This window comes from Desulfocastanea catecholica, assembly GCF_054657295.1.
In genome coordinates, this window is the sequence record NZ_BAAHYZ010000014.1 from 53,316 (window position 1) to 75,361 (window position 22,046).

Consider the following 22,046-nt stretch of genomic DNA (forward strand, 5'->3'; position numbering starts at 1 on the left):
TCGCAATATTATGTATATGGCTGTGCTTATTTTTCTGAAATGCCTTGATCTGAGAAAAAATGCCTATTCTCGGCCAATCTCCTAGGGTCTAGAAAATTTTCTGAGAAGGCCCTTTTGCCGGAGTCGGCTCATGGAAGGATTGCAGGATGAAAAACGGGATGCTGAAAAAGCATCCCGTTTTTTTGTTTGCCCGGCATGGCGGGCAAACCCAGCCTGCGGAACGCAGGTGTCACCCCGACCAGGGGGAAGACAATCCGAATCGCAAGGGCGTTGCTGGTAACGGCAGGGTCTGAAGGAAGCGATAGGAAGTGAGCGGTACATAGCGTAAGCGAACCTGATTCGGCGTTACGGGAGGGTAAACGTGCAAAATAGCGTGAAGCCCGATACCTGGTCAGTCCCGTAGCGTGTTTGAGGATGCGATTGCTCGCAGGGAGTTCGCCTTAACCGGGGAAGCCTTGCATTGTTCCCATAAGTCAATGTAGTTGCAGGGATAGGAAGGTACAAGAGGTAACTCAAGGCTAACCGAAGCGATGTGAGGTGGCAGATGATTCCGTAGTAGTGATGAAGTTCCGGCCTGTGAAAGCTGGCAACAGTGTGGAGGGTAAAACCGGAATGACCAGGCGGCCTGTTCGTCTGGAGCTGATATGGCCAAAAGTTATATCAGTTGCGAAGGGATGAAGTTTATTTGAAGGTTTTCAGGAGCTTGGTAAACCATACAAGCTGGACATAAGTCGTTCGACGGAACGAGGCGCGCTATCAGCGGTACACCGTGAAAGGAACTCTGCTGATTTTGGCTGTTCAATGGAGTAGCAGAAGCCCCCACTGTACATTGCCCTTGGGCTAGAAGGCAGCAGGATTTCTGTGAAGATCCAAAGTTTGTATGTTAAACAGGAAGACGAAAACGCAGGACAAGAGAAATGGTCAAAGTCTGGTATAGTTTATACGACAGGATGTTAAACAGGAGTAATCTTGTCAAAGCGTTCCTGAAGGTAAAATCTTCGAAAGGTGCCGGCGGCGTAGACGGCCAATCGATAAAAGATTTTGCTGAATCGTTGACCAGCAACATAGATCAACTCTTGACGGAATTACGAGAGAAGAGCTACCAGCCCCAGCCAGTGCGTCGGGTGGAGATACCCAAACCGGCAGGAGGAGTGAGGTTGCTTGGCATCCCGGCAGTCCGTGATCGTGTAGTACAGCAGGCTCTGCTTGATATTCTCCAACCAATATTTGATCCGGAGTTTCATCCGTCAAGCTATGGTTACCGTCCTGGTCGCAGCTGCCACCATGCAATAACCAAAGCGACACTGTTTATCCGTGAGTATCAGCGGAAATGGGTTGTCGATATGGATCTGTCCAAATGTTTTGACACGCTGGATCATGATCTGATAATTGCATCATTTCGTAAACGGATAAAAGACGGGAGTATTCTGGCTTTACTGGGGAAGTTTCTGAAAAGCGGGGTTATGGTAGGAGATGAATGGCAGGCCAGCGAGACGGGTAGTCCGCAAGGTGGAGTTATCAGCCCGCTGATTGCCAACGTGTATCTTGACTCTTTCGATCAGTTCATGAAAGGGCGTGGACACCGAATTGTCCGTTATGCGGATGATATTCTGATCCTCTGTCAGTCAGAGAAAGCAGCAATAAATGCTCTTGCCAAAGCGAGCAGTTATCTGGAAGAAGATCTGCTTCTCACGGTAAACCGAGAAAAGACCCATATCACCCATAGTAGGAAGGGTATAAAGTTCCTTGGAGTGTTGATATGCTCCTCTTATACCCAGATCCAAGAAGGGAAGATAAAGTCCTTCAAGGCGAAAGTGAAAGCAATGACAAGGCGAAATATCCCGGTCAATCTGGATATGATCATTGACGATCTTAATCCTGTATTACGGGGTTTTGCATTCTATTATCGGATAGCTAATTGCAGTAGAGTATTGCACACGCTGTCATCGTGGATACGAAGGCGTTTGCGAGCCATTCAGTTGAACTTGTGGAAAAAGCCAAAGAGACTTCACCGCAAGTTGAGGCAACGTGGCTATACTGGTGAGTTTGATTCAATTCGCATGAACTCCTGGGCAAACGCGGCTTGTCCGTTGAGCCATTACGCGATCCCCAATGATTGCTTGCATAGAGATCATTGGCTCTTTGATATCAGTGCTGTAAAAACCGGTATTTCTGTTTCAATATGAAGGAAAATAAACAGGAGCCGTATACGAGGCCCGTACGTACGGTTCTGGGAGAGGGATGAGGTGGACATAATTAACCCACCTCACCCTACTCGATATGTCCAGTATGGAGAAGGTGACGCTATGAAATTCAGACCGTGTATTGATCTCCACGGCGGCGTGGTGAAGCAGATTGTCGGCTCGACGTTGAACGATGCCGTCCCGGAGGCAGTGCAGACCAATTTTGTCGCCGAAAAATCAGCGGCGTGGTTTGCGCAGCTGTATCGGGCGGATAATCTCACCGGGGGACATGTCATCATGCTTGGACCAGGCAATAATTTGGCCGCCGAGCAGGCCCTTGCCGCCTGGCCGAACGGCCTGCAGCTCGGTGGAGGCATTACTGCCGACAATGCCGGAGCCTGGCTGGACAAAGGTGCTTCGCATGTCATTGTTACCTCCTATGTCTTTCAAGACGGTAAGATCAATATGGCCCGGCTGAAAAAACTGGCCGACACGGTTGGCCGACAACGGCTTGTCCTCGATCTGAGCTGTCGAAAAAAAGGTAATGCCTACTTTATCGTCACCGACAGGTGGCAGAAATTCACCGAGGTGATCCTTGCCGCGGATGTTCTGGCCGAACTGGCCGGATTCTGTGATGAATTTCTCATTCACGCTGCCGATGTCGAGGGAAAATGCGCCGGCATCGACCGCGAGCTGGTGGAAAAACTGGCCGAGTGGAGTCCTCTGCCGACTACCTACGCCGGGGGAGTGAGAGATTTATCCGATCTGCAGCTGGTGCAAGAGGCCGGGAAGGATCGAATAGATGTCACTATCGGCAGCGCGCTGGATATATTTGGCGGCAAACAACTGACCTACAGGCAAGCCGTGGCCTATTGTCGTGGGGGGAAAATGGAAGCAGCACGACGTTGACAAAGAACGGTGGTGTCCGTTCGAATCTTGACCTTGCCGGCTTCTTTCGATACACTGTTTTGCAGTAATGACCGCCGCATCACGCGCATGTCCGCGGCACCGGCAAATGCTTGCAGTGCGGAGCATGTGCTGTTTTTCATGTTTTCCGGTGCACGGGTACGATTCTTTTCACTGAAGTTATGGCCATAAATAAAGACAAACAGAGAAGGGATATTGACAGATTTATTGAAAAGATGCCCAGTCTGTCAACAACGGTCGGCAAGGTCATGGAGATCTGCAGCCGCACCGATGCGTCACCGAATGAACTGAATAAAGTTATCTCCCTTGATCCGGTTCTGACCGGGCAGGTACTGAAACTGATCAATTCGGCCTATTACTCCCTGGTCAACAAGGTCACCTCGCTGACCAGAGCGATTACTATGCTCGGCATGAACACCGTGAAAAATATGGCCCTCAGTACCGCCATTATCCGCAGTGTTGCCGGGGTCAAAAAATCCCGTGCCTTGCCGACCACCAAGTTCTGGGCCCATTCCATCGGCGCGGGAGTGAGTGCCAAACTGCTTGGCGAAGCAAAAGGCATCCCGGTCATGGAAAGGGAAGAGCTGTTTCTTGCCGGGCTCCTGCATGATCTCGGTAAGGTTCCCTTCGGCGACGAATATATTGAAGTGCTGAACATTGCCAGATTTGAGCAGCTGCCCTTGAATGAAGTGGAGCTGGAGGTCATGGGCATCGACCACCAGGAAGTTGGGCTGATGATTGCTGAAAAATGGAAACTCAATCAGGTTATCAGTACCTGTATTGGCAGCCACCATCAGGTAAAAGGTCTCACCGGACAACTGGGGCAACAGCTGTCCTGCGTTGCTCTTGGTAATGTCTATGCCAATATTCTTGATCATGGCTCTGCCGGCAATCCTTTTCCCAAAGAAGAAGAGATCGGCCCTTTGCTGACCGAGGTCGGTCTTTCCTGGGAGGAATTTTGCGGCATAGGGAACCGGGTGGTCGAAGAAATACAAAAAGCCGAGATCTTTCTGAACATTTAACCCGGAGCACACATGAAGGTTCGTAAATGAAGATTCGCTTTTGGGGGGTCCGGGGGTCAATTCCCAGTCCAGGGTCAACGACCCAGAAATACGGCGGCAACACTGCCTGTATCGAATTGCGGGTCGGGCCGGATAACAGGATAGTCATTATTGATGCCGGGTCGGGTATTCGCCTGCTCGGCAACGCCCTCATGGCCAACGATCTGCCGAAGGGGCCGATCAAGGCGGAGATCTTTTTGTCGCATACCCACTGGGACCATATCATGGGCTATCCTTTTTTTACGCCCATCTATATTCCCGGCACGCAATTAAAAGTGTATGGGCCGGTGTCTTTTGAGGATGATCCTCTAGAAGAGGTTGTCGGCGGGCAGATGAAATATCGCTACTTCCCCATAAATCTAGGGGAGCTGGCCTCCGATGTCGAATATGTCCGGCTCAAGGAGGATCCGGATAGAGATCTGGGCGGTGGTCTGCGCCTGGCAACCAAATTGCTTAACCATCCGATCACCGCGCTCGGCTATCGCTTTGCATACGAGGGTCGTGTGGTCTGCACCTGCTACGATACCGAACCCTTTCGCAATCTTTTCATTACCGACCCGGACCATCCGGCCTACGACGAGGCCATGGCCTTCGAGGGCAGGGAGGTGGCCATGGAGCAGAACCTGGCGATCGAACAGTTCTTTGCCGGCGCCGACCTGCTTATCCACGATGCACAGTATACCGATGCCGAGTACGGCGGGCGGATCAACTGGGGGCACACGACGATGGAATATGCTATCGCTGCGGCCAACCGGGCCGGGGTGAAAAAACTTGCCATGTTCCACCATGATCCGGACCGAAGTGATGCCCAGCTGGATGAGTTGGCGAAAATGTATTGTCAGCCGGGAAAATTCGGCGACACCGAGGTGTTTTATGCCCGGGAAGGGATGGAAATCGACCTGTAATCGCTGTGTTCAGCCCTATTTTCACCAATACGATGGCAGCCTGCGCCTTATCGCGGCAATACAGTCATAATCGGCGACGAAGGGATTGGGCGGAGGCGTGGGGCAGGGCAGCAGCAGTTCGGAGGCAAAAGGGGTGTCGAGAACATTTCGATTGTACGCCTCAACGGCCAGCCGTTCCAGGTTGACCGTATCTTCGATATTGTAGGCAAGCAGGGTTTCCAGGGCGCGTTCGTCGTTGTTTTGCCGGTATTGCTGCCAGAGGAGCACGGCAAAATAGCCATCAACGCCATCAAGGTTGCCCCGGTGTAAGCCCAGCTGTTTTTCACAGCCCTTCAAACCGCCTTTAAAGCCCAGCCGGGCCAGCACATACCGCAGGTCGATCTGCGCCTGCTCCAGCCGGATACGAAAATATCTCTCGAGAAAAGGGACATCAAAACTTTTTCCGTTATAGCTGACGATCACCTGGTACTGCTGAATATCATCGGCGAAATCATCGAGGTTCCTGCCGTTGACATAGGTGAACACCTCGTGGCCGTCATAGAGGGCAATGGTCGTCACCTCGGCATAATCGTCGAGGCCGGTGGTTTCAATGTCCAGGTAGGCGGTGCGATGTCGGTAATGCGGAAAAATCCGCCAGGGTTCGGTGCTGGCAAGTCGCCCGGTGAAGAAAATCGGGTCGTTTTCCAGGGCGGCCAGGGAGCCGTCAAGCACCCTGGCCGCATCAAGTCGGGCAGCCGCAGGCAACCGGATTGGAGATGGCGTCTGCCAGTGTGCCCACTGGGTAATGCCCGCCTCCCAGAGCTTTCTTTCGGTCTTCATGCCAATGCCGGGAATGTGACAGAAGGTGTGCTGCAGCATAAGTGGTTAGAGCGCGGCGTTTGCCGACACACCTTTGTGCTGGTCTTTTTTTCTTGTTTCGGTACTTTTTCTTTTCGGCTTTTGCACGACGGCTTGCGGTGCAGCAATCGATGCGTCGTCGCTTATCTTCTGTAACTTCATCGCCTTGCTGCCGATACGGGCCCGCTGCAGTACGCGCAGGATATCCTCGGGCATGCCGAAGGGCAGGTCGACGGTGCTGTAACTGTCATAGATGGCAATTCGGCCGATAAATTTGCTGTTGATATCCGCTTCGTTGGCAATGGCCCCGACAATATTTCCCGGCTTGACTCCCTGGTCGTTGCCGAGTTCGATACGAAAACGCTCCATGCCCTCTTCCGGCGGGAGCTGTACGGCCATGTTTTTTCTGGCCCTGGGGCGATTTTCCGCAACCTTGGTGCGGCGGTTTTCCGCCATGCCCCGACGATTTTCCGGGGCGCTGCGCCGACTTACCGTCGTGGCCATGGGGGCGAACTTCGGTTCAGGCTTTAACAGCGGGGTGTTGCCCTGGGTGAGCATGGCCAGGGCCGCCGCCAGTCGGCGCGGATCCGCCTGGGTCTCCTGCAGGTATTCTTCGATCAGCTTCTCATAAAAGGCGATATCGCCGAGGAGAGCACCGGTCATTTTCTCTTTGAAGTTGTCGATGCGTTTTTTGTTGATGTCGGTGATGGACGGCAAGGCCATGGTCTGGATCTTTTGCCGGGTTGCCCGTTCAATGGAGCGCAGCATCGACTGTTCACGCGGATTGACAAACAGAATCGCCTCGCCGCTGCGGCCGGCCCGACCGGTTCTGCCGATGCGGTGAATGTAGGACTCGGTATCAAAAGGAATGTCGAAATTGATCACATGACTGATCCGCTCAACGTCAAGACCTCGGGCGGCAACATCAGTGGCGACGAGGATATCGATTTTTTTCGATTTCAGCTGGTCGATGGTGCGCAGCCGCTGGCTTTGCTGGATATCGCCGTTCAGGGGAGCGGCCAGGTAGCCAAGGGCGGTGAGCTGTTCGGCAATTTCCGCAGTCTGTATTTTGGTGCGCACGAAAACCAGGACGCCGTCGAAGCTTTCGGCCTCGAGAATTCGTGACAGGGCCTCGACCTTGCTCATCAGGCCGCCGGCGGTAATCAGGCAGCGCTGGTTGATGGTCTGGGCGGTGACCGCTTTATTTTTTATGGTGATTTCGACCGGCTCGTGCAGATATTTTTGGGCGATCTTGCGGATATTCTGCGGCATGGTGGCCGAAAAGAGTGCGGTCTGTTTTCTGTTTGGCAGCTGTTCGAGGATCCATTCGACATCGTCGAGAAAACCCATGCGCAGCATCTCGTCGGCTTCGTCGAGGACCAGGCTGTGGATGGCCGTGGCTTTCAGTGTGCCGCGACGCAGGTGATCCATGACCCGGCCAGGGGTGCCGACGACGACCTGCACACCTTTTTGCAGTTGGCGCAGCTGGATGTTGTAATCCTGGCCGCCGAAGATTGCCAGGACATTGAAATTTTTCAGATGCTTGCCGTAGTCGGTAAACGATTCCGCCACCTGGATAGCCAGCTCCCGGGTCGGGGCAAGGACGAGAATCTGCGGGCTCTTGTCCTTCGTCGGCTGCAGCATGGACAGAAGCGGCAGGGCAAAGGCAGCGGTTTTACCGGTACCGGTCTGCGCCTGGCCGACGACATCTCTGCCCGCCAGCACATGGGGGATCATCTCTTTCTGGATAGGTGTCGGGGTTTCGTACCCGGCCTCGTTCACGGCTTGAAGAAGGGGTGCGGCAAGGTCAAAATCGGCAAAAGAAAACGGCGTTGATTCATACTCGGAAGACATAGAAATACCTATAGATAAAATGGGTTGATTCCAAAAGAAGAACTTGTTGTGTAAAGCCTGCCCAGGAAAGAAGTATCGGCCTCCCAATAATGAAAACCATGCAGCGGTTCTCAGCGGCCGATGTGTTCGTGTCCGTCCAGGTTTTGCGCAACTTCCCCAAAAATCTATATTCTGGTCTGACACTAACTATAAAGAACCTGGCTAAATACCAGAACTGTCGTCACTTTGCAAGGTTTATATCGAAGAGGCCCTTCGGTTTTGTCACGGAATCCGTCGGGAAAGTCCTGCGCAAGGCCTGTGTCCAAAAAAATATTGCAAGAAAAACAATGTGCGATAAGAGGGTGTTACAGCGCATTCTTTTGCCACTCACCTTCTGTTTGCCTAGTGTGCCGGGCAAACAGAAGGTGGGGATGGCCGTTAAACGGTTTCGTAGCAGGCGACAATCTCACCAAAATAGAGGGTGTGGTAATCTTTTTTCGGGTAGAGTTTTTCGAGACTGTTGTCCATGAAATTGTGGTCCATGGTCGATTTGTAGATGATTGTGCATTCATAATGGATAGCCGGGATGTCGATGATCGGCGATTGGACCTGCTGCGCCGGTTTGGTGGCTAAGGCACATTCGCTGAACTTGTCGAATTCGCGGCCGGATTTGGTGCCGCAGAACATGATCGCCTCTTTATACCCCTCTCCCACCGGGATGGACACAGTGTAATTATCTGTCTGTTCGAGCAGGGTGAAGGTGTGCCGTGAGTCCCTGACGGCAATCATGAAAACGGGTCGTTGCCAGATGTAGCCGATGGTCGCCCAGCCGATGGTCATGGTGTTGAGCTGCTCCCCGGCCTTGACGGTGAGAAAAGCACCCTTTTTGATACATTCCATGATGGTGGCCGCGTCGTGCAGATAGTCTCTCTTGTTCATTGTTTTCGTCCTTTTTTCGGGTAAATAGTTTGTAGTGTGATGGAGGCAAGTGCAGGATCAGGAGTCGGAGACCTTTTTTCGCAGGCTCTTGACTTTTCCCCGCTGGGTTTTCTTGTCGACACGCTTTTGCCGGGCAGTATCGGAAGGCCGGGTCGGCTTTCTTTTTTTCGGCGTATGCACCGCCCGGCGGATAAGCAGGGCCAGTCGCGCCAGGGCGTCTTCCCGGTTTTTTTCCTGGGTTCGGTGCTGCTGGGCTTTTATGACGATAACCCCTTCGGCGGTTATCCGGCTGTCGTTCAGGGCAAGCAGTCGCTCTTTGTAAAATTCCGGTAGGGAGGAGCCACGGATGTCGAAACGAAGGTGAATGGCACTCGATACCTTGTTGACATTCTGGCCTCCGGCACCCTGAGCCCGGATGGGCGTCAGGGTAATCTCGTGCATGGGAAGAGAGACACTATTGCTGATTGGAAGAACCATTTATGTCTTTGTGAGCAAAAGAGCGAATTTTATAAAAAGAGAACCAGCGCATTAAAGAGGCCCATGTATCCTGATAAGATAGATGGATGAATCGCTTCTGTCCATACCTCTCTGACAAGTTACATGAAGAAATCTTGCGGTTAATAGCTAAGATGTTATGATGACAGGCCATCTTGTTTGATGAGATATGAAAACGTCTAGTGTTTGTCAAAGGTGAGCCAATAGAGGTTATGTCCAATTGCGAGGCCAGGGGCGGGTTGAATGCATAAAAAACAGCTGTCTGAACGTGATCCCTGGTAATGATTGGTTGTTATCGCAAGTCAACCAGCCATTGCCAGGTAGAACTACGGCCGCGGAGTAAACCAGGAGGCTGAGCGACGACCGATGGAAACGGCCATAACGGATTTTCTCAACCGCTGCCTCCTCTTTGATATCGAGATCAACGAGAAAAAGGTGGTCTATTCCCTCGGCGCGGTGCTGGGAGAGAAGACGTTTCGCCCCACGGTCGGTCGACCTATCAGCAAAAGTGTCCTGGCAGAACTCAACGAGTTCGGCCGGGATGCGGGCTATCTGCTTGGTCACAATATCCTCTCCCATGACATCCCGAAGCTGCAAGAGCTGGTCCCGGATCTTGGGATTCTCACCAAACCGGCTATCGACACCCTCTATCTCTCACCGCTGGCCTATCCGGCCAATCCCTATCATCGGCTGGTGAAAGATTACCAGCTGGTTCGCGACAGTGTCAGTGATCCGGTGGAGGATGCCAAATTGGCCGGACGGGTCTTTGCCGAACAGTGGCAGGCCTTTGCCGGACAACTTGCGCAATCGTCTGACATTCCAGTTCTCTATCGCAGTTTCCTTGCGACTGACGCGCAGCTGGCCGGAACCGGTGCGGCCTTGGCGGCGATAGGAGTGCCCTTGCTTGAGGGTGATGATCTCTATGAAGCCTTTGGCTGGTTTGCCAAAAAGCATGCCTGTGCAACAGCGGTTGATCGACTGGTGGAACAACTCTGTGACGGCACAACCGGATTTCAGCAGCCGCTTTTGGCCTATGTGGTTGCCTGGTTGTCGGTGGCCGGTGGCAACTCGGTGCTGCCGCCCTGGGTGCGCCATCATTTTCCAAATATATCTGTGCTACTTCATGGTTTGCGGGAAAATGGCTGCGATGATCCGAAATGCGGCTATTGCCGGGAACATCATAATCCCCGCACCTTCTTGCACCGGTTCTTCGGCTTTGAGGATTTTCGGCCCCTGCCTGCCACTGCCGAGGGCATAAGTCTGCAGGAAGAGGTCGTCACAGCGGGGGCGCGCAACGGCACGCTTTTTGCTGTCCTGCCCACCGGCGGCGGTAAATCCCTCTGCTACCTGCTGCCTGGACTGATGCGCTACCAGCGGCGTAATCTGCTGACAATCGTGCTGTCGCCACTGCAGGCCCTGATGAAGGATCAGGTGGACAACTTCTCGAAACAGACCGGCACCAGGCTGGCAGCAGCCCTGTATGGCATGCTGACCATGCCGGAACGGGGTGAAGTGATGGAAGGCGTACGGCTGGGGGATATAGGCATTTTGTATGCATCACCAGAGCAGCTCCGCAACCGATCTTTTGTCGAGACCATCAGCCAGCGCGAGATCGGGGCCTGGGTGTTTGATGAGGCGCACTGCCTCTCCAAGTGGGGTCATGATTTCCGGCCCGATTATTTTTACGCCATCCGTTTCATTCGGGAGTTTGCCGCCAGAAACAGCGCACAGATCCCGCCGGTGCAGTGTTTCACCGCCACCGCCAAACGGGATGTGAAGGCAGAGATTGTCGATACCATCCAGAGTGAGCTTGGTCTCAGAGTGAGCAGGTTTGAAGGCGGTCATGAACGGACCAACCTGCATTACGAGGTGTTTTCGGTTACCCGGCATGAGAAAAGGGCGACCATTTTGCGCATCTTGCAGGAGCGATTTACCGGCAAGGGCTGTGTGGTGATCTATTGTGCCACAAAAAAGAATAGTGAGCGGCTTGCCGAGTTCCTGCAGGATGCCGGGTATACGGCGGAAGCCTTTCATGCCGGGCTGGATTCATCACTGAAAAAGCGGATCCTTGAGCAATTCATCGCCGGGGAAATACCGGTGATCTGTGCCACCAATGCCTTTGGCATGGGCATAGACAAAGATGATGTGCGCCTGGTGCTGCATGCCGATATCCCAGGTTCGCTGGAAAATTATCTGCAGGAGGCAGGCCGGGCGGGACGAGACCGCCAGGATGCGGAGTGCATCCTGGTCTTTGATGAGCAGGATATCGAAAAACAGTTCCAACTCAGTTCCATGTCACGCCTGACCAAAAGAGAGATTGCCCAGATGCTGCGGGGAATCCGGTCGGCATCCAGGGGCAACAGGGAGGTGGTTCTGACCGCAGGGGAACTGCTCAGGCGCGATGATGTCGAAATAGACGCTGATCTTCATGACGGGGATACCAGAGTGAGGACCGCCGTTGCCTGGCTGGAGCGGGCCGGTTTTCTTCTTCGCAACGAGAACAACACGAAAGTTTTCCAGGGCAAGATATTAGTCAGGGATTTAGAGGAGGCGGCCCGAAAAATTGCCAACCTTGGCTTGTCGGCGCGTCAGCGTCAGAGGTGGCTTGATATTCTGCAGGCGCTGATGTCGAAAGAAGGTTCTGCCTCAGGATTCAGTGCCGATGAGCTGGCATCACTGTCGTCGTTTGCTACCACGGAAGGGGATGGCAGGTATGAGACGGAGTCCCAGCGGGTCCTGCGCACTCTGTACGATATGGCGGAGCAAGGATTTCTCTCGAAAGAGATGACCCTGTCAGCCTACATTCGTTTCAAGGTCAAAGACAACTCATTTCTCAGATTGCAGCAGATCAGCGCCCTTGAGCAAGAGTTCCTCAATGTTCTCAGGGAACTTGCCCCGGATGCGGAACGTAACGAGCCACTCGAACTCGACCTGCGGCAGGTCAATCAGCGGGTGGTGGATAAGGGGTATTCTGAAAGCACCTCCCATGCCTTGAAACAGCTTCTGTACGGCTTGGCCAGGGACGGCAAGGGGCTGGCCGGGCAAAGTGGATCAATCGGTCTCGCCGCCAGGGGCAATAACTGTTTTGTCGTCTACCTGCAGAGAGATTGGGAGTCCATTATTGCCACAATGCGGATACGGCAGCAGGCTGCCGCCATCGCCTTGCAGGTGATCCAGGCAAACGTCAGTGTGGAAGAGAAGCCCAATGCCAACCTGCTGGTCGAGTTTACCCTGGAGGGCATCGTCGAAGGACTGAAAGGGGACCTGTTCCTCTTTTCCCAGCTGAAAAAACCGCTGGCTGTGGCAGAGCGGGCCTTGACCTTTATACATGAGCAGCGGGTAATCGAGCTGCAGCAGGGGTTGGCGGTATTCAGGCAGGCGATGACCCTGCAGCTCTTGCCCGATATCAGTGGCCGCAGGTATACCACCGCTGATTTTTCGCCGCTCAAGACCCACTACACCGAGCGCAATTTCCAGATTCATGTGATGAACGAATACGCAAGACAGGCGCTGGAGAAAATCAGCACCGCCATGCGCCTGGTGGCGTCCTACTTTAATGATGACAAGGAGGACTTTGTCGGGCGCTATTTTCCTGGGAGAAAGAAGGTGCTGGAGCGAGCCACCAGCGAGCAGTCCTATATCCGTATTGTCGATGACCTGAAAAACAAGGCCCAGGCTGCCATTGTCGCCTCTCCTGTAGAGAAAAACATGCTCGTGCTTGCCGGTCCGGGATCGGGGAAGACCCGGGTTGTCACCCACCGGGCGGCCTATCTGCTGCGGGTGGAGAGGGTAAACCCTGAAGCCATACTGGTACTCTGCTTCAATCGTGGCGCTATCATGAGCCTGCGCAGAAAGCTGCAGGAGCTGGTCGGTGCCGATATGAACGGGGTGACAACCCTGACCTTCCATGGCCTGGCGTTGCGTCTGACGGGGAGATCGGTTGCGGTTTCGACAGAGAGGCGAGGTGATGGCGAGATCGATTTTTCCAGGGTAATCACCGATGCGGTCAAGCTTTTGCAGGGGGAGACCGAGGCCATTGGCTTTGCCAGTGATTCGGTACGCGAAACACTGGTCGGGAGGTTCAGTCATATTCTGGTTGATGAATATCAGGATATTGATGAAGAGCAGTATGAGCTGGTGTCGCTGCTCGCCGGCAAGACCATTACCGAACAGGACCAGAAGCTGACCATTCTTGCCGTCGGTGATGATGACCAGAACATCTACCGTTTTCGGGGGGCCAATGTTGGGTTTATCCGCAGGTTTCATGAAGATTACCAGGCAGAGAAGCATTATCTCATCGAAAACTATCGCTCGACGGCCAATATTATCGCGGCAGCCAATCAACTGATACTCCATAATGCCGACCGGATGAAGACGGAATACCCGATCCGAATCAACGAGGCCCGGCGCATGCTCCCCGCCGGCGGCAACCGTCAGATCAACGATCCGCTCACGCGCGGCAAGGTGCAGCTCCTGCAGGTAGCCGGGGTGCAGGAGCAGGCTTGTGGTGTCCTGGAGGAATTGCGGAGACTGCAGGGAGTTGAGGGCGGTTTCGATCTTGACAGCTGTGCGGTGCTTGCCAGGGAGTGGAAAGAACTTGATTTGATCCGGTCTCTGTTTGAGGCCAATGCAATACCCGTGAACCTGCATTGGGGCCGGGGAGGTAACTTTCCAGGTCTGCATTGGATACGGGAGAACGCACTGGTTCTTGATTATCTGCGGGAAAGGAAAAATACTTCGCTCACCGGCAGTTCCCTGTTGGAGTTGCTGCCGGTTGAAGTGTCCAGCGACAATCTCTGGCAGACCAACCTGAGGCGGCTGATATTTGACTGGATCGAGGAAACCAGCAATGCCCCGCAACCCGTTCCGCTTATCGAAGAGTATCTCTACGAGGCCTTTGCCGATCAGCGCCGGTCCCGCAACCTGGGGCGAGGCATATTTTTGTCCACTATCCATTCGGTGAAGGGGCTCGAGTTTGATCACGTCTTCCTGCTCGGTGAACATTGGAAGAACGTAGCTGAGGCTGAAGGTGAGGAGGAGCGGCGTTTGTACTATGTCGCCATGACCCGTGCCCGCGAAACCCTGCAGTTGTTCAGGATTGATGGAATCAGGAACCCATACCTCGAAACACTTTCCGGCGAATGTGTGGTCCAGCGTAAACTGCACCCTGTATGCGACTTGAAGAAGCCGGTAACACGACACGCTCTGCTCGGAATGGGCGACCTCTATCTGGACTTCGCAGGAGTAAGAAAAGAAAATCATCCCGCGAGATTGGCATTAGCTCGTCTCAAGGTCGGTGATCTGCTTCAACTTGCTCTCCTCAATGATAACCTGGAACTCCTGAATAATGATGGTGTTGCAGTAGCCCGCCTGTCCCGGGCGACAAGGGAAGGATGGTCGCGGCTTCTGGACAGGGTAGGAGGAGTGCGAGTTGTTGCCATGATACGTCGGAACCGGTCCATGAGTGAGGAGAGATACCAGGAACGATATCATGGTGATATGTGGGAAGTTCCCATTGTGGAGGTTCAATATCGCTAAGAGGTTGTCCGAGAAAAAATGCCTCTTCTCGGACAGGCTCCGAGGCAGTTGTGGGCAAAAGAGCGAATTTTATAAAAAGAGAGCCAACGCATTGAAGAGGCCAATTTATCCTGATAAGATAGATGGATGAAGCTGTTTACTTATCCATCGGAAATCGAAGTTTTTACGAATTTATTGAAATATTTGGTGAACAATGCGCTGTCCTAAATGCCAGCATGAACAGAAAAACGCCCTGGAATGTGCAGCCTGCGGGCTGATATTCGCTAAATATCGCCAGGTTATTGAGCGTAAGAAGCAAGAAGAGGCTCTGCTTGCGGAAAAAGCCGACAAAGCAGGTGAGAAAGCAGGTAATAGTCTGAAAATTCTTCAGCTCTTCCTGCTGGTGGTCGTGGTTGCGGCAACAACATATTATTTTACCGCTTACCGGCAGCAAAAGAGACTTGACCACATTGCTGTCACCGCACCTGTCGATACCGCCTTGCCGGTAGAGGAGTTACAACAGACTCCGACGCAGGCAGAACCACAACCAGTGGACGCCCAGGTGCAGGCACCTCCGCAAGCAGCCAAGAGCACGCAAAGTGCCATTGAAAGAGCTCGCCAGGCGACAGTGTCCATCGAAACGCCTTGGGGTACCGGCTCAGGCTTTTTCGTTAATGAAAACTATATTGTCACCAATCGACACGTGGTTCAATTTGATGAGAATAAACTCGCTGACTTTAAAAAGAAGATCGAAACGACCCGGCGATTGATTGAGCTTGAACAGCAGAAAATTACTGAGATGAGAAGGACCTTGCAGCAGATGCCCAAGGGTCCGTCGCGAAGTCAGCTCGCCATAATCATCGCCGGACGCGAAGAGGAGCTGAACCGGGTATTGCCCCAGTTTCAGGAAGGGCAACGGCAGCTTGCGCGGCTTGACAGAAAAGTCCAGCCGTCGGATATCAAAATTATCCTGGCTGACGGCAGCGAACATGGCGCCAATTATCTGCTGGTGAGCGAGACCAGCGACCTGGCGCTGCTGTCGCTTTTCGCCGGAGACTCTGCATATATCGAGCGACCTCCGGGCATGATCAACATGCAGCAGGGCGACAGGGTGTACACCATCGGCAGCCCCGTTGGCCTGCGGCATACGGTGACGGCGGGGATCTTTTCCGGTTACCGGCAGCATGAAACCAATGGACAGGTCTATCTGCAGACCGACGCGGCCATTAATCCCGGCAACAGCGGTGGACCGCTTATCGATGAACACGGCTTTGCCCGTGGGGTGAACACCATGATTCTTCGCGATACCCAGGGGATCGGTTTTGCTATTCCCATCGAAAGGGTCTTTGAGGAATTTCGGTCGACTCTGTATTGATGAAGAGCCTCAAGAGACCGAGGAGCCAGCCAGCCACCCGGTGGAAAAGGCCGCCTGGAGATTATAACCGCCGGTGTCGGCCTGCAGATCGAGGAGCTCTCCGGCAAGATACAGCCCTCTGACGATTTTTGACTCCATGGTCAAGGGATCGATCTCTTTCAGGCTCACTCCGCCGGCGGTGATGATTGCCTCGTCAAAGGAGCGGTAGCCGCTGATGTCGATGCGCACGTCTTTCAGCCACTGCACCAGGCGTCTGCGCATTTTACCGGGAAAGTTTTTCGTGTCGATATCCCCGGGTATGTCGCAGGATTCGAGGCAGATCGGCACCATCTGCTGCGGCAAAAGGCCACGGAGGATACTGTCGATCGGCTCGCCGCCGCGACCGGCAAGATCGCGGATCAGCCGGTTGTCGAGCTTTTTTTCGTCGAGGGCCGGTTTGAGGTCAAGAGACAATGACACCTGTCGGCCGTTGTTCAGCGCGTCGACGATGCCGCTGCTCAGGGTTAAAATGACCGGTCCGGTAAGGCCGAATCCGGTGAAGGAGAGTTCGCCGAACTCCTGCCCCTTGCGCTTGTCGTCAAGATAGAGGCGAACCTGCACGTTGCGCAGTTCGAGTCCGGCCATCCGGGGGACCCTTGGGTCGCGGCTGACCAGCGGTACCAGGGCCGGTCGCAGGGGGACGATGGTGTGGCCGAGGCTTTCGGCGAGGCGGTAGCCGTCGCCGGTCGAGCCGGTGCGCGGGTAGGACTTGCCGCCGGTGGCCAGGATGACGTTGTCGCAGGCCAGCTTTTCGCCATTGCAGACCACCCCGGTCACCCGACCCTGGTCGACCAGGATGGCGGACACGGCCGAGGTTTTTTTTACCTCGACCCCTTCCGCCTGCAGCCAGCTGTTCAGCACCTGCACGACATCGAGGGCGCGGCTGCTTGCCGGGAAGACACGGCCACCCCGTTCGGTGACCAGGGGCAGGTTGCGGCTCTCGAAAAAACTCAGCAGCTCCTCGGTGAAAAATTGCTGGAAACACTGGCGCAGGAAGCGGCCGTTCTTGCCGAAGCGGCGCATAAAATCGTCAAGCGCGGCGGTGTTGGTGAGATTGCACCGGCCCTTGCCGCTGATGCCGATCTTTCGCCCGGTCCGGCTCATTTTTTCCAGCAGGAGCACCCTGGCGCCTCTTTCGGCGGCCCGGCCTGCGGCCATTAAACCGGCGGCGCCTCCACCGATGACGATCGTTCGTCCAAGGCTCATCGGGAAGAGACGCTGCCGTAGGAAATACGCCCGGTCCTGCCGTCGATGGACACCGTCTGGCCGTTTTTGAACAGGGTGGTGGCATCAAGGACATTGCCGATGACCGGAATATTCAGCTCTCGGCCGACAATGGCGGCATGGGAGGTGAGCCCCGCCTGTTCGGTAATAATCCCCCGCACCTGACGCAGATACGCCTGCATTGATTCGTCGGTGGCGTTGACCACGACAATGGCCTCCTCCGGCAGATCGAGCCAGTCGCTTTTTTGTTTGATAATATGAATTTTGCCTTCGGCGGTGGCGCCGCTTGCGCCCTGGCCGGTAAAACAGAGGTCCTCGACCGTGCGGACCTTGAGCATATTGGTGTTCCCGGTCATGCCGATGGGCATACCGGCGGTGATGATGATCAGATCCCCGTTCTGGATGAGACCGGCCTGACGGGCGGCATTGGTCGATCGGTCGAGCTGTTCGTCCATCGTCGAGGCGCATTCGGAGAAAATCGTCGTCACCCCGCGAATGAGCTGGAGCTTTCTCAGGCTCTCCAGGTTGGGACTGACGGCAATAATCGGGGTTTTTGGCCGGTGTCTGGCCACCATCCTGGCGGTGGAGCCGGAGGTGGTCGAGGTGATGATTGCCGCCGCGCCAAGATCGGCGGCGGTGGCGCAGCAGGCATAGGAGATGGCGTCGGTGACGGTCTGCCGTTTGTGTTTGAGGCCCGCGGCAAGTATCGCCTCGTAGTCGAGGGAGTTTTCGGTAATCGTTGCGCAGCGGACGAGAAAAAGGATAGCCTCCGTCGGATAGGCGCCGACTGCGGTTTCGGCCGAGAGCATGACCGCATCGGTGCCGTCATAGATGGCGTTGGTGACATCGCTTGCTTCCGCCCTGGTCGGAGAAGGGCTGGTAATCATCGATTCGAGCATCTGCGTGGCGGTGATGACCGGTTTGCCGACCAGATTGGCGGCGCGAATGATCCTTTTCTGGATGACCGGCACCTCCTCGGCGGGCATTTCCACCCCGAGATCGCCCCGGGCGACCATCAAGCCTTCCGCCGCCTGGAGAATTTCCTGCAGATTTTCCACACCCTGCCTGTTCTCAATTTTGGCGATGATCGCCTGGTTACCGCCGTTTTCCTCAAGTATTTTGCGCACCGCCCAGACATCGTCAGCTTTTCTGACAAAGGAGGCGGCGATAAAGTCGACTTCCTGCTGTACGCCAAAAGCGATATCATCTCTATCTTTGTCGGACAGGGAAGGAAGATTGACGGTGCAGTCCGGCAAACTGACCCGTTTGCGACTGGACAGTCTGCCGCTGACCAGTATCCGGGTCAGCGCATTGCCATTTTCGATACGCTCGACCACCAGGACCAGTTTGCCGTCGTCAAGAAGTATCCGGTTACCGGGCTGGATATCGTCGAGCAGACCGGGATAGTTAACGCCGATACGGTCGGCGGAGCAGGAGGCATGATTCGAGGTAATGGTCAGGGTCTGCCCGGCCCGCAGGTCAATGGGAGCGTCGAGATCGTTGACGCGAATTTCCGGTCCCCTGGTGTCGAGCAGAATCGCTGTGTCGGTGCCGGTCACGCGTCTGGCCTCTTTGACCAGTTTGATGAATTGGGCATGACTGTTCCGGTCGCCGTGGGACAGGTTGATTCTCGCCACATTCATACCGGCTCGAATCAATGCGATTATCTTCTCTTCGCTCTCGGTGCCCGGACCGAGGGTGGCTATTATTTTTGTCTTGTTCATGTTCTGACACTACTATAGAGCCAAGAAAAGAAAAAGAACAAATGAACAGACAATCGAAGGTGAATGGATATCTCACGGCCTGGTAATATTCGCCCCCCGTTTTACGGTTGAAAAATCGGTGAAGATGTTTAATGGTAGTTTGAAATCGGTCATCAAGGTTGATGTTCCTAAACAATAAAAAGATAGAGAGCCGTGTGGCTTTGGAGGTAAAAAATGACTGAAGTAAAAAGAGGCGACAACGTCAAGGTGCACTATACCGGGAAACTTACCGACGGAACTGTTTTTGACAGCTCCGCCGGAGGTGAACCGCTGGAATTCGCTGTCGGCAGCGGACAGGTTATTGCCGGATTCGAAGAGGGCGTTGTCGGTATGAAAGTCGGTGAGTCAAAGATCGTCGAGATCCCCGTGGCCAAGGCCTATGGAGAACGTAACGATGCCATGGTTATTCAGGCGCCGATAGAGCAGGTTCCGCCCGATCTGCATCCGGAGCTGGGCATGCGGCTGGAAATGGGCGGCGCCAATGGGGAAATCCTGCGCGTGGTGGTGACGGAAATCACCGATACCCATATTACCCTGGATGCCAATCCCCCCCTTGCCGGAAAGGATCTCACCTTCGAAATAGAACTGGTTGCCTGTGCAACTCCCTGACAACCTCCTAGGTGTTGGAATTGAGCGGAGAGGCCTGCGACTGGTCTTTCCGCTCGCCGGCAGGCACAGCGTAGGCGGTCAGGTATCCTTTGCATGCCCCGCTGGCAATAATCAACAGGCAGCCGGCAATTTGTAGAATGTTCAGTGTTTCCCCGAAGATCATCCAGCCGAGGATGACGACAAAAATAGCTTCGAAATAGGCCAGGGTGCCAAAGGTCGCTGCCGGAAGTCTTTCCAGGGCAATGACGGCAAAGAGAATGCCGAGGAATCCGGGGAAAAAGCCCGTGCCGGCGAGCCACAGCCAGGTTGTTCCAGTTATTTCCGGAAAATCGCCAAGGAAAAAAGGTACCATGCACAGGGCACCGGTGAGCAGTTGATAAAAGGTACGCGTGTAGACATGCACCGAGGTGCGGATGATTCGGTTAATCAGAATGAATGCCGCATAGCAGCACAGGGAAAGGGCGGCAAAACCGAGGCCTAGAGCGTGATTGGAGCCGGAAGAAAAATCGATTTTAAATTCCATCATCATCGCAAAACCAAAAAGTGCACTGCAGATGAGTCCGACACTGATCAGGTTGAGCTTTTCGCCAAGAAAGAAATGGGCGAAGATCGAGGCCATCAGCGGCGCAAGATAGAGAATCATGATGGCGTTGGCCATGGTGGTCAGGTACATCGCCTGGACGTAAAAAATAATAAAACCTGCGAGCATCAGTCCATTGATAAGCACAGGCCAGGTGGGCCAGGACCACAGGAGGCGGATACGCCCGGTAAAGGCCATGAGGAGCGTCAAATAACCTGCGCCGAGAAAGAGCCTGAAAAAGGTGATCACTTCCGCATCGAGGCCGGTTTTTCGAGAAAAAACGCCCATCGTGCCCATGAACAGAGCAGCCAGGATTGCTGCCAATACTCCGCCGATATTCATAATTTTTTCCTTTACTTCCGAGTTGTGCCGCTGAGCCAATAGTCGTAGTTGTGCAGCCGGCCCGATACAGTTGTCCGACCCTTGAAAAAAACATAACGTAGCTGCAGCATGACCACTTTGCACTTCTTTTCGTTCAGGGGAGACGATTTTCTTTTGCCGGGCCGAAAGTGAACAGATGCTCGCTTTGTCTCTATTGCTGACACGGACGTGTCTTATGTTCACTGAATTATGCGGTTAAGGCGGACCGTCGCTGTGCATGGTAGCTCTTGCAGATATCTGCATGAATGAGTAAAGATGTACAAAAAAAATCATCCCTGCGGAATCGGGTTGCCTCCGCGATAGCCAGAAAAATTCAAAAGCAAGGATACATACCATGCCGGTCGTCAACTATCAGCAGTACTGTCGCATGCTGGATAATGCCAAGCAGAATAAATTCGCCTATCCGGCCATCAATATTTCCTCGAGCGAAACCATCAATGCGGCACTGCTTGCTTTCAAAGAGGCCAACTCCGACGGTATCATTCAGGTCTCTACCGGCGGCGGAAAATTTGCCTCGGGAATCGGTGTCGGCTCAATGAGCAAAGGCGCCATCGCCCTGGCGGTCTACACCCATATTATGGCCGCCGAATACGATATCAACGTTGCCCTGCATACCGACCATTGCCATCCCGAGTATGTCGAGAGCTTTCTGCTGCCGCTCATTGAGGAGACCAGGAGACGTCGCGCCGCAGGGCTGCCGAATCTGTTCAGTTCGCATATGTTCGATGGTTCGGCCCTGCCGATGAAGGACAACATTGCCGAATCAAAACGACTCATGCAGGTCTGTGTCGAAAATGATCTTCTCCTGGAGATTGAAACCGGCATCGTTGGCGGGGAAGAAGATGGCTACGACACCTCGGCTGTCGCCGCCGACAAACTCTATACCACCCCTGAAGACATGGTCATGGCCGCCAGAGAGGTCGGTTCGATGGGACGCTTTCTCCTGGCTGCCACCTTTGGCAATGTGCACGGGGTCTACAAACCCGGTAATGTCAAACTGACCCCGGCGATCCTGCAGAAAGGGCAGGCGGCGGTCGCAAAAGCCCTTGGTGCGGCGGTCTCTCTCGACCTGGTTTTTCACGGCGGGTCCGGTTCCGAGCTGGAAAAAATACACGAGACCCTCGAATACGGCGTGGTAAAAATGAATATCGATACAGATACGCAATATGCCTTTTCCCGTCCCATGGTCGACCATGTTATGAAAAACTACGATGGCATGTTGAAGATCGAAGGGGAGGTCGGCGATAAAAAAGTCTATGATCCTCGTTCCTATTGCAAAAAAGCCGAGCGTGGCATGGCCGATCGCATCATTCGTGCCTGCCACGACCTCCGTTCAGCCGGAACATCGCTGGGAAAAAATATCTAATTGTATGTTTTT

The 22,046-nt window shown here is 54.1% G+C and carries 16 protein-coding genes; 9 read left to right on the forward strand and 7 right to left on the reverse strand.

Annotated elements, in window-relative coordinates:
• The first annotated feature begins 146 nt into the window (after positions 1 to 146).
• The 5 genes from ACYQ8U_RS13750 to ACYQ8U_RS13770 all read left to right on the forward strand — a co-directional run bounded on the left by ACYQ8U_RS13750 (position 147) and on the right by ACYQ8U_RS13770 (position 5,076).
• The gene (locus tag ACYQ8U_RS13750) at positions 147 to 293 is read left to right on the forward strand and encodes a hypothetical protein (protein ID WP_459946119.1); all 147 of its coding nucleotides are present in this window, start codon (positions 147 to 149) and stop codon (positions 291 to 293) included.
• A gap of 624 nt (positions 294 to 917) precedes the next feature.
• Entirely contained in the window at positions 918 to 2,186 is a 1,269-nt protein-coding gene (ltrA, locus tag ACYQ8U_RS13755) for a group II intron reverse transcriptase/maturase (RefSeq protein ID WP_459946120.1), read from the forward strand.
• 120 nt (positions 2,187 to 2,306) lie between these two features.
• Positions 2,307 to 3,092 (forward strand): phosphoribosylformimino-5-aminoimidazole carboxamide ribotide isomerase, encoded by a 786-nt coding sequence (gene hisA / locus ACYQ8U_RS13760; protein WP_459946121.1) that lies wholly within the window; start codon positions 2,307 to 2,309, stop codon positions 3,090 to 3,092.
• A gap of 179 nt (positions 3,093 to 3,271) precedes the next feature.
• On the forward strand, positions 3,272 to 4,132 hold the full coding sequence (locus ACYQ8U_RS13765) for an HDOD domain-containing protein (RefSeq protein WP_459946122.1): 861 nt from the start codon (positions 3,272 to 3,274) through the stop codon (positions 4,130 to 4,132).
• 26 nt (positions 4,133 to 4,158) lie between these two features.
• Positions 4,159 to 5,076 carry an MBL fold metallo-hydrolase gene (locus tag ACYQ8U_RS13770; protein WP_459946123.1) on the forward strand — a complete coding sequence of 306 codons (918 nt, stop codon included), beginning with the start codon at positions 4,159 to 4,161 and terminating at the stop codon, positions 5,074 to 5,076.
• A gap of 21 nt (positions 5,077 to 5,097) precedes the next feature.
• Here ACYQ8U_RS13770 and ACYQ8U_RS13775 read toward each other — a convergent pair whose 3' ends face one another.
• The 4 genes from ACYQ8U_RS13775 to arfB all read right to left on the reverse strand — a co-directional run bounded on the left by ACYQ8U_RS13775 (position 5,098) and on the right by arfB (position 9,162).
• Positions 5,098 to 5,895 carry a ribonuclease H-like domain-containing protein gene (locus ACYQ8U_RS13775; protein ID WP_459946124.1) on the reverse strand — a complete coding sequence of 266 codons (798 nt, stop codon included), beginning with the start codon at positions 5,893 to 5,895 and terminating at the stop codon, positions 5,098 to 5,100.
• Between the two features lie 45 nt (positions 5,896 to 5,940).
• On the reverse strand, positions 5,941 to 7,767 hold the full coding sequence (locus ACYQ8U_RS13780) for a DEAD/DEAH box helicase (protein ID WP_459946125.1): 1,827 nt from the start codon (positions 7,765 to 7,767) through the stop codon (positions 5,941 to 5,943).
• A gap of 417 nt (positions 7,768 to 8,184) precedes the next feature.
• The gene (locus ACYQ8U_RS13785) at positions 8,185 to 8,685 is read right to left on the reverse strand and encodes a flavin reductase family protein (RefSeq protein WP_459946126.1); all 501 of its coding nucleotides are present in this window, start codon (positions 8,683 to 8,685) and stop codon (positions 8,185 to 8,187) included.
• Positions 8,686 to 8,742: 57 nt separating this feature from the next.
• Positions 8,743 to 9,162, reverse strand: coding sequence for an alternative ribosome rescue aminoacyl-tRNA hydrolase ArfB (arfB, locus tag ACYQ8U_RS13790; protein ID WP_459946127.1), 420 nt, complete (start codon positions 9,160 to 9,162; stop codon positions 8,743 to 8,745).
• 384 nt (positions 9,163 to 9,546) lie between these two features.
• Here arfB and ACYQ8U_RS13795 point away from each other — a divergent pair, with 384 nt between their 5' ends.
• Both ACYQ8U_RS13795 and ACYQ8U_RS13800 read left to right on the forward strand, forming a co-directional pair.
• Positions 9,547 to 14,718 carry a RecQ family ATP-dependent DNA helicase gene (locus tag ACYQ8U_RS13795; RefSeq protein ID WP_459946128.1) on the forward strand — a complete coding sequence of 1,724 codons (5,172 nt, stop codon included), beginning with the start codon at positions 9,547 to 9,549 and terminating at the stop codon, positions 14,716 to 14,718.
• 193 nt (positions 14,719 to 14,911) lie between these two features.
• Positions 14,912 to 16,072: a S1C family serine protease gene (locus ACYQ8U_RS13800; RefSeq protein ID WP_459946129.1), complete on the forward strand. Its 1,161-nt coding sequence runs from the start codon at positions 14,912 to 14,914 to the stop codon at positions 16,070 to 16,072.
• Positions 16,073 to 16,081: 9 nt separating this feature from the next.
• On the opposite strand, the gene ACYQ8U_RS13805 is transcribed toward ACYQ8U_RS13800, so the two are convergent.
• Together ACYQ8U_RS13805 and pyk are read right to left on the reverse strand one after the other, a co-directional pair.
• Positions 16,082 to 17,317: a BaiN/RdsA family NAD(P)/FAD-dependent oxidoreductase gene (locus ACYQ8U_RS13805; RefSeq protein ID WP_459946130.1), complete on the reverse strand. Its 1,236-nt coding sequence runs from the start codon at positions 17,315 to 17,317 to the stop codon at positions 16,082 to 16,084.
• Positions 17,314 to 19,059 (reverse strand): pyruvate kinase, encoded by a 1,746-nt coding sequence (pyk, locus tag ACYQ8U_RS13810; RefSeq protein ID WP_459946131.1) that lies wholly within the window; start codon positions 19,057 to 19,059, stop codon positions 17,314 to 17,316. The genes ACYQ8U_RS13805 and pyk overlap by 4 nt, the downstream gene beginning before the upstream one ends.
• 213 nt (positions 19,060 to 19,272) lie before the next feature.
• Between pyk and ACYQ8U_RS13815 the strand changes: the two genes are divergently transcribed.
• Positions 19,273 to 19,707 carry an FKBP-type peptidyl-prolyl cis-trans isomerase gene (locus ACYQ8U_RS13815; protein ID WP_459946132.1) on the forward strand — a complete coding sequence of 145 codons (435 nt, stop codon included), beginning with the start codon at positions 19,273 to 19,275 and terminating at the stop codon, positions 19,705 to 19,707.
• A gap of 7 nt (positions 19,708 to 19,714) precedes the next feature.
• On the opposite strand, the gene ACYQ8U_RS13820 is transcribed toward ACYQ8U_RS13815, so the two are convergent.
• A complete protein-coding gene (locus ACYQ8U_RS13820; protein ID WP_459946133.1) occupies positions 19,715 to 20,629 on the reverse strand; it encodes a DMT family transporter in 915 nt (304 codons plus the stop codon).
• A 373-nt stretch (positions 20,630 to 21,002) separates the two neighbouring features.
• Here ACYQ8U_RS13820 and fbaA point away from each other — a divergent pair, with 373 nt between their 5' ends.
• Positions 21,003 to 22,034 carry a class II fructose-bisphosphate aldolase gene (fbaA, locus tag ACYQ8U_RS13825; RefSeq protein WP_459946134.1) on the forward strand — a complete coding sequence of 344 codons (1,032 nt, stop codon included), beginning with the start codon at positions 21,003 to 21,005 and terminating at the stop codon, positions 22,032 to 22,034.
• The last annotated feature ends 12 nt before the right edge of the window (positions 22,035 to 22,046 follow it).

What these genes read in the sequence shown, in the direction of transcription:
- ACYQ8U_RS13750 (WP_459946119.1), top strand. Translation starts at nt 147, where the DNA reads ATGAAAAACGGGATGCTGAAAAAGCATCCCGTTTTTTTGTTTGCCCGG.
- ltrA (WP_459946120.1), top strand. Translation starts at nt 918, where the DNA reads ATGGTCAAAGTCTGGTATAGTTTATACGACAGGATGTTAAACAGGAGT.
- hisA (WP_459946121.1), top strand. Translation starts at nt 2,307, where the DNA reads ATGAAATTCAGACCGTGTATTGATCTCCACGGCGGCGTGGTGAAGCAG.
- ACYQ8U_RS13765 (WP_459946122.1), top strand. Translation starts at nt 3,272, where the DNA reads ATGGCCATAAATAAAGACAAACAGAGAAGGGATATTGACAGATTTATT.
- ACYQ8U_RS13770 (WP_459946123.1), top strand. Translation starts at nt 4,159, where the DNA reads ATGAAGATTCGCTTTTGGGGGGTCCGGGGGTCAATTCCCAGTCCAGGG.
- ACYQ8U_RS13775 (WP_459946124.1), bottom strand. Translation starts at nt 5,895, where the DNA reads ATGAAGACCGAAAGAAAGCTCTGGGAGGCGGGCATTACCCAGTGGGCA.
- ACYQ8U_RS13780 (WP_459946125.1), bottom strand. Translation starts at nt 7,767, where the DNA reads ATGTCTTCCGAGTATGAATCAACGCCGTTTTCTTTTGCCGATTTTGAC.
- ACYQ8U_RS13785 (WP_459946126.1), bottom strand. Translation starts at nt 8,685, where the DNA reads ATGAACAAGAGAGACTATCTGCACGACGCGGCCACCATCATGGAATGT.
- arfB (WP_459946127.1), bottom strand. Translation starts at nt 9,162, where the DNA reads ATGGTTCTTCCAATCAGCAATAGTGTCTCTCTTCCCATGCACGAGATT.
- ACYQ8U_RS13795 (WP_459946128.1), top strand. Translation starts at nt 9,547, where the DNA reads ATGGAAACGGCCATAACGGATTTTCTCAACCGCTGCCTCCTCTTTGAT.
- ACYQ8U_RS13800 (WP_459946129.1), top strand. Translation starts at nt 14,912, where the DNA reads ATGCGCTGTCCTAAATGCCAGCATGAACAGAAAAACGCCCTGGAATGT.
- ACYQ8U_RS13805 (WP_459946130.1), bottom strand. Translation starts at nt 17,317, where the DNA reads ATGAGCCTTGGACGAACGATCGTCATCGGTGGAGGCGCCGCCGGTTTA.
- pyk (WP_459946131.1), bottom strand. Translation starts at nt 19,059, where the DNA reads ATGAACAAGACAAAAATAATAGCCACCCTCGGTCCGGGCACCGAGAGC.
- ACYQ8U_RS13815 (WP_459946132.1), top strand. Translation starts at nt 19,273, where the DNA reads ATGACTGAAGTAAAAAGAGGCGACAACGTCAAGGTGCACTATACCGGG.
- ACYQ8U_RS13820 (WP_459946133.1), bottom strand. Translation starts at nt 20,629, where the DNA reads ATGAATATCGGCGGAGTATTGGCAGCAATCCTGGCTGCTCTGTTCATG.
- fbaA (WP_459946134.1), top strand. Translation starts at nt 21,003, where the DNA reads ATGCCGGTCGTCAACTATCAGCAGTACTGTCGCATGCTGGATAATGCC.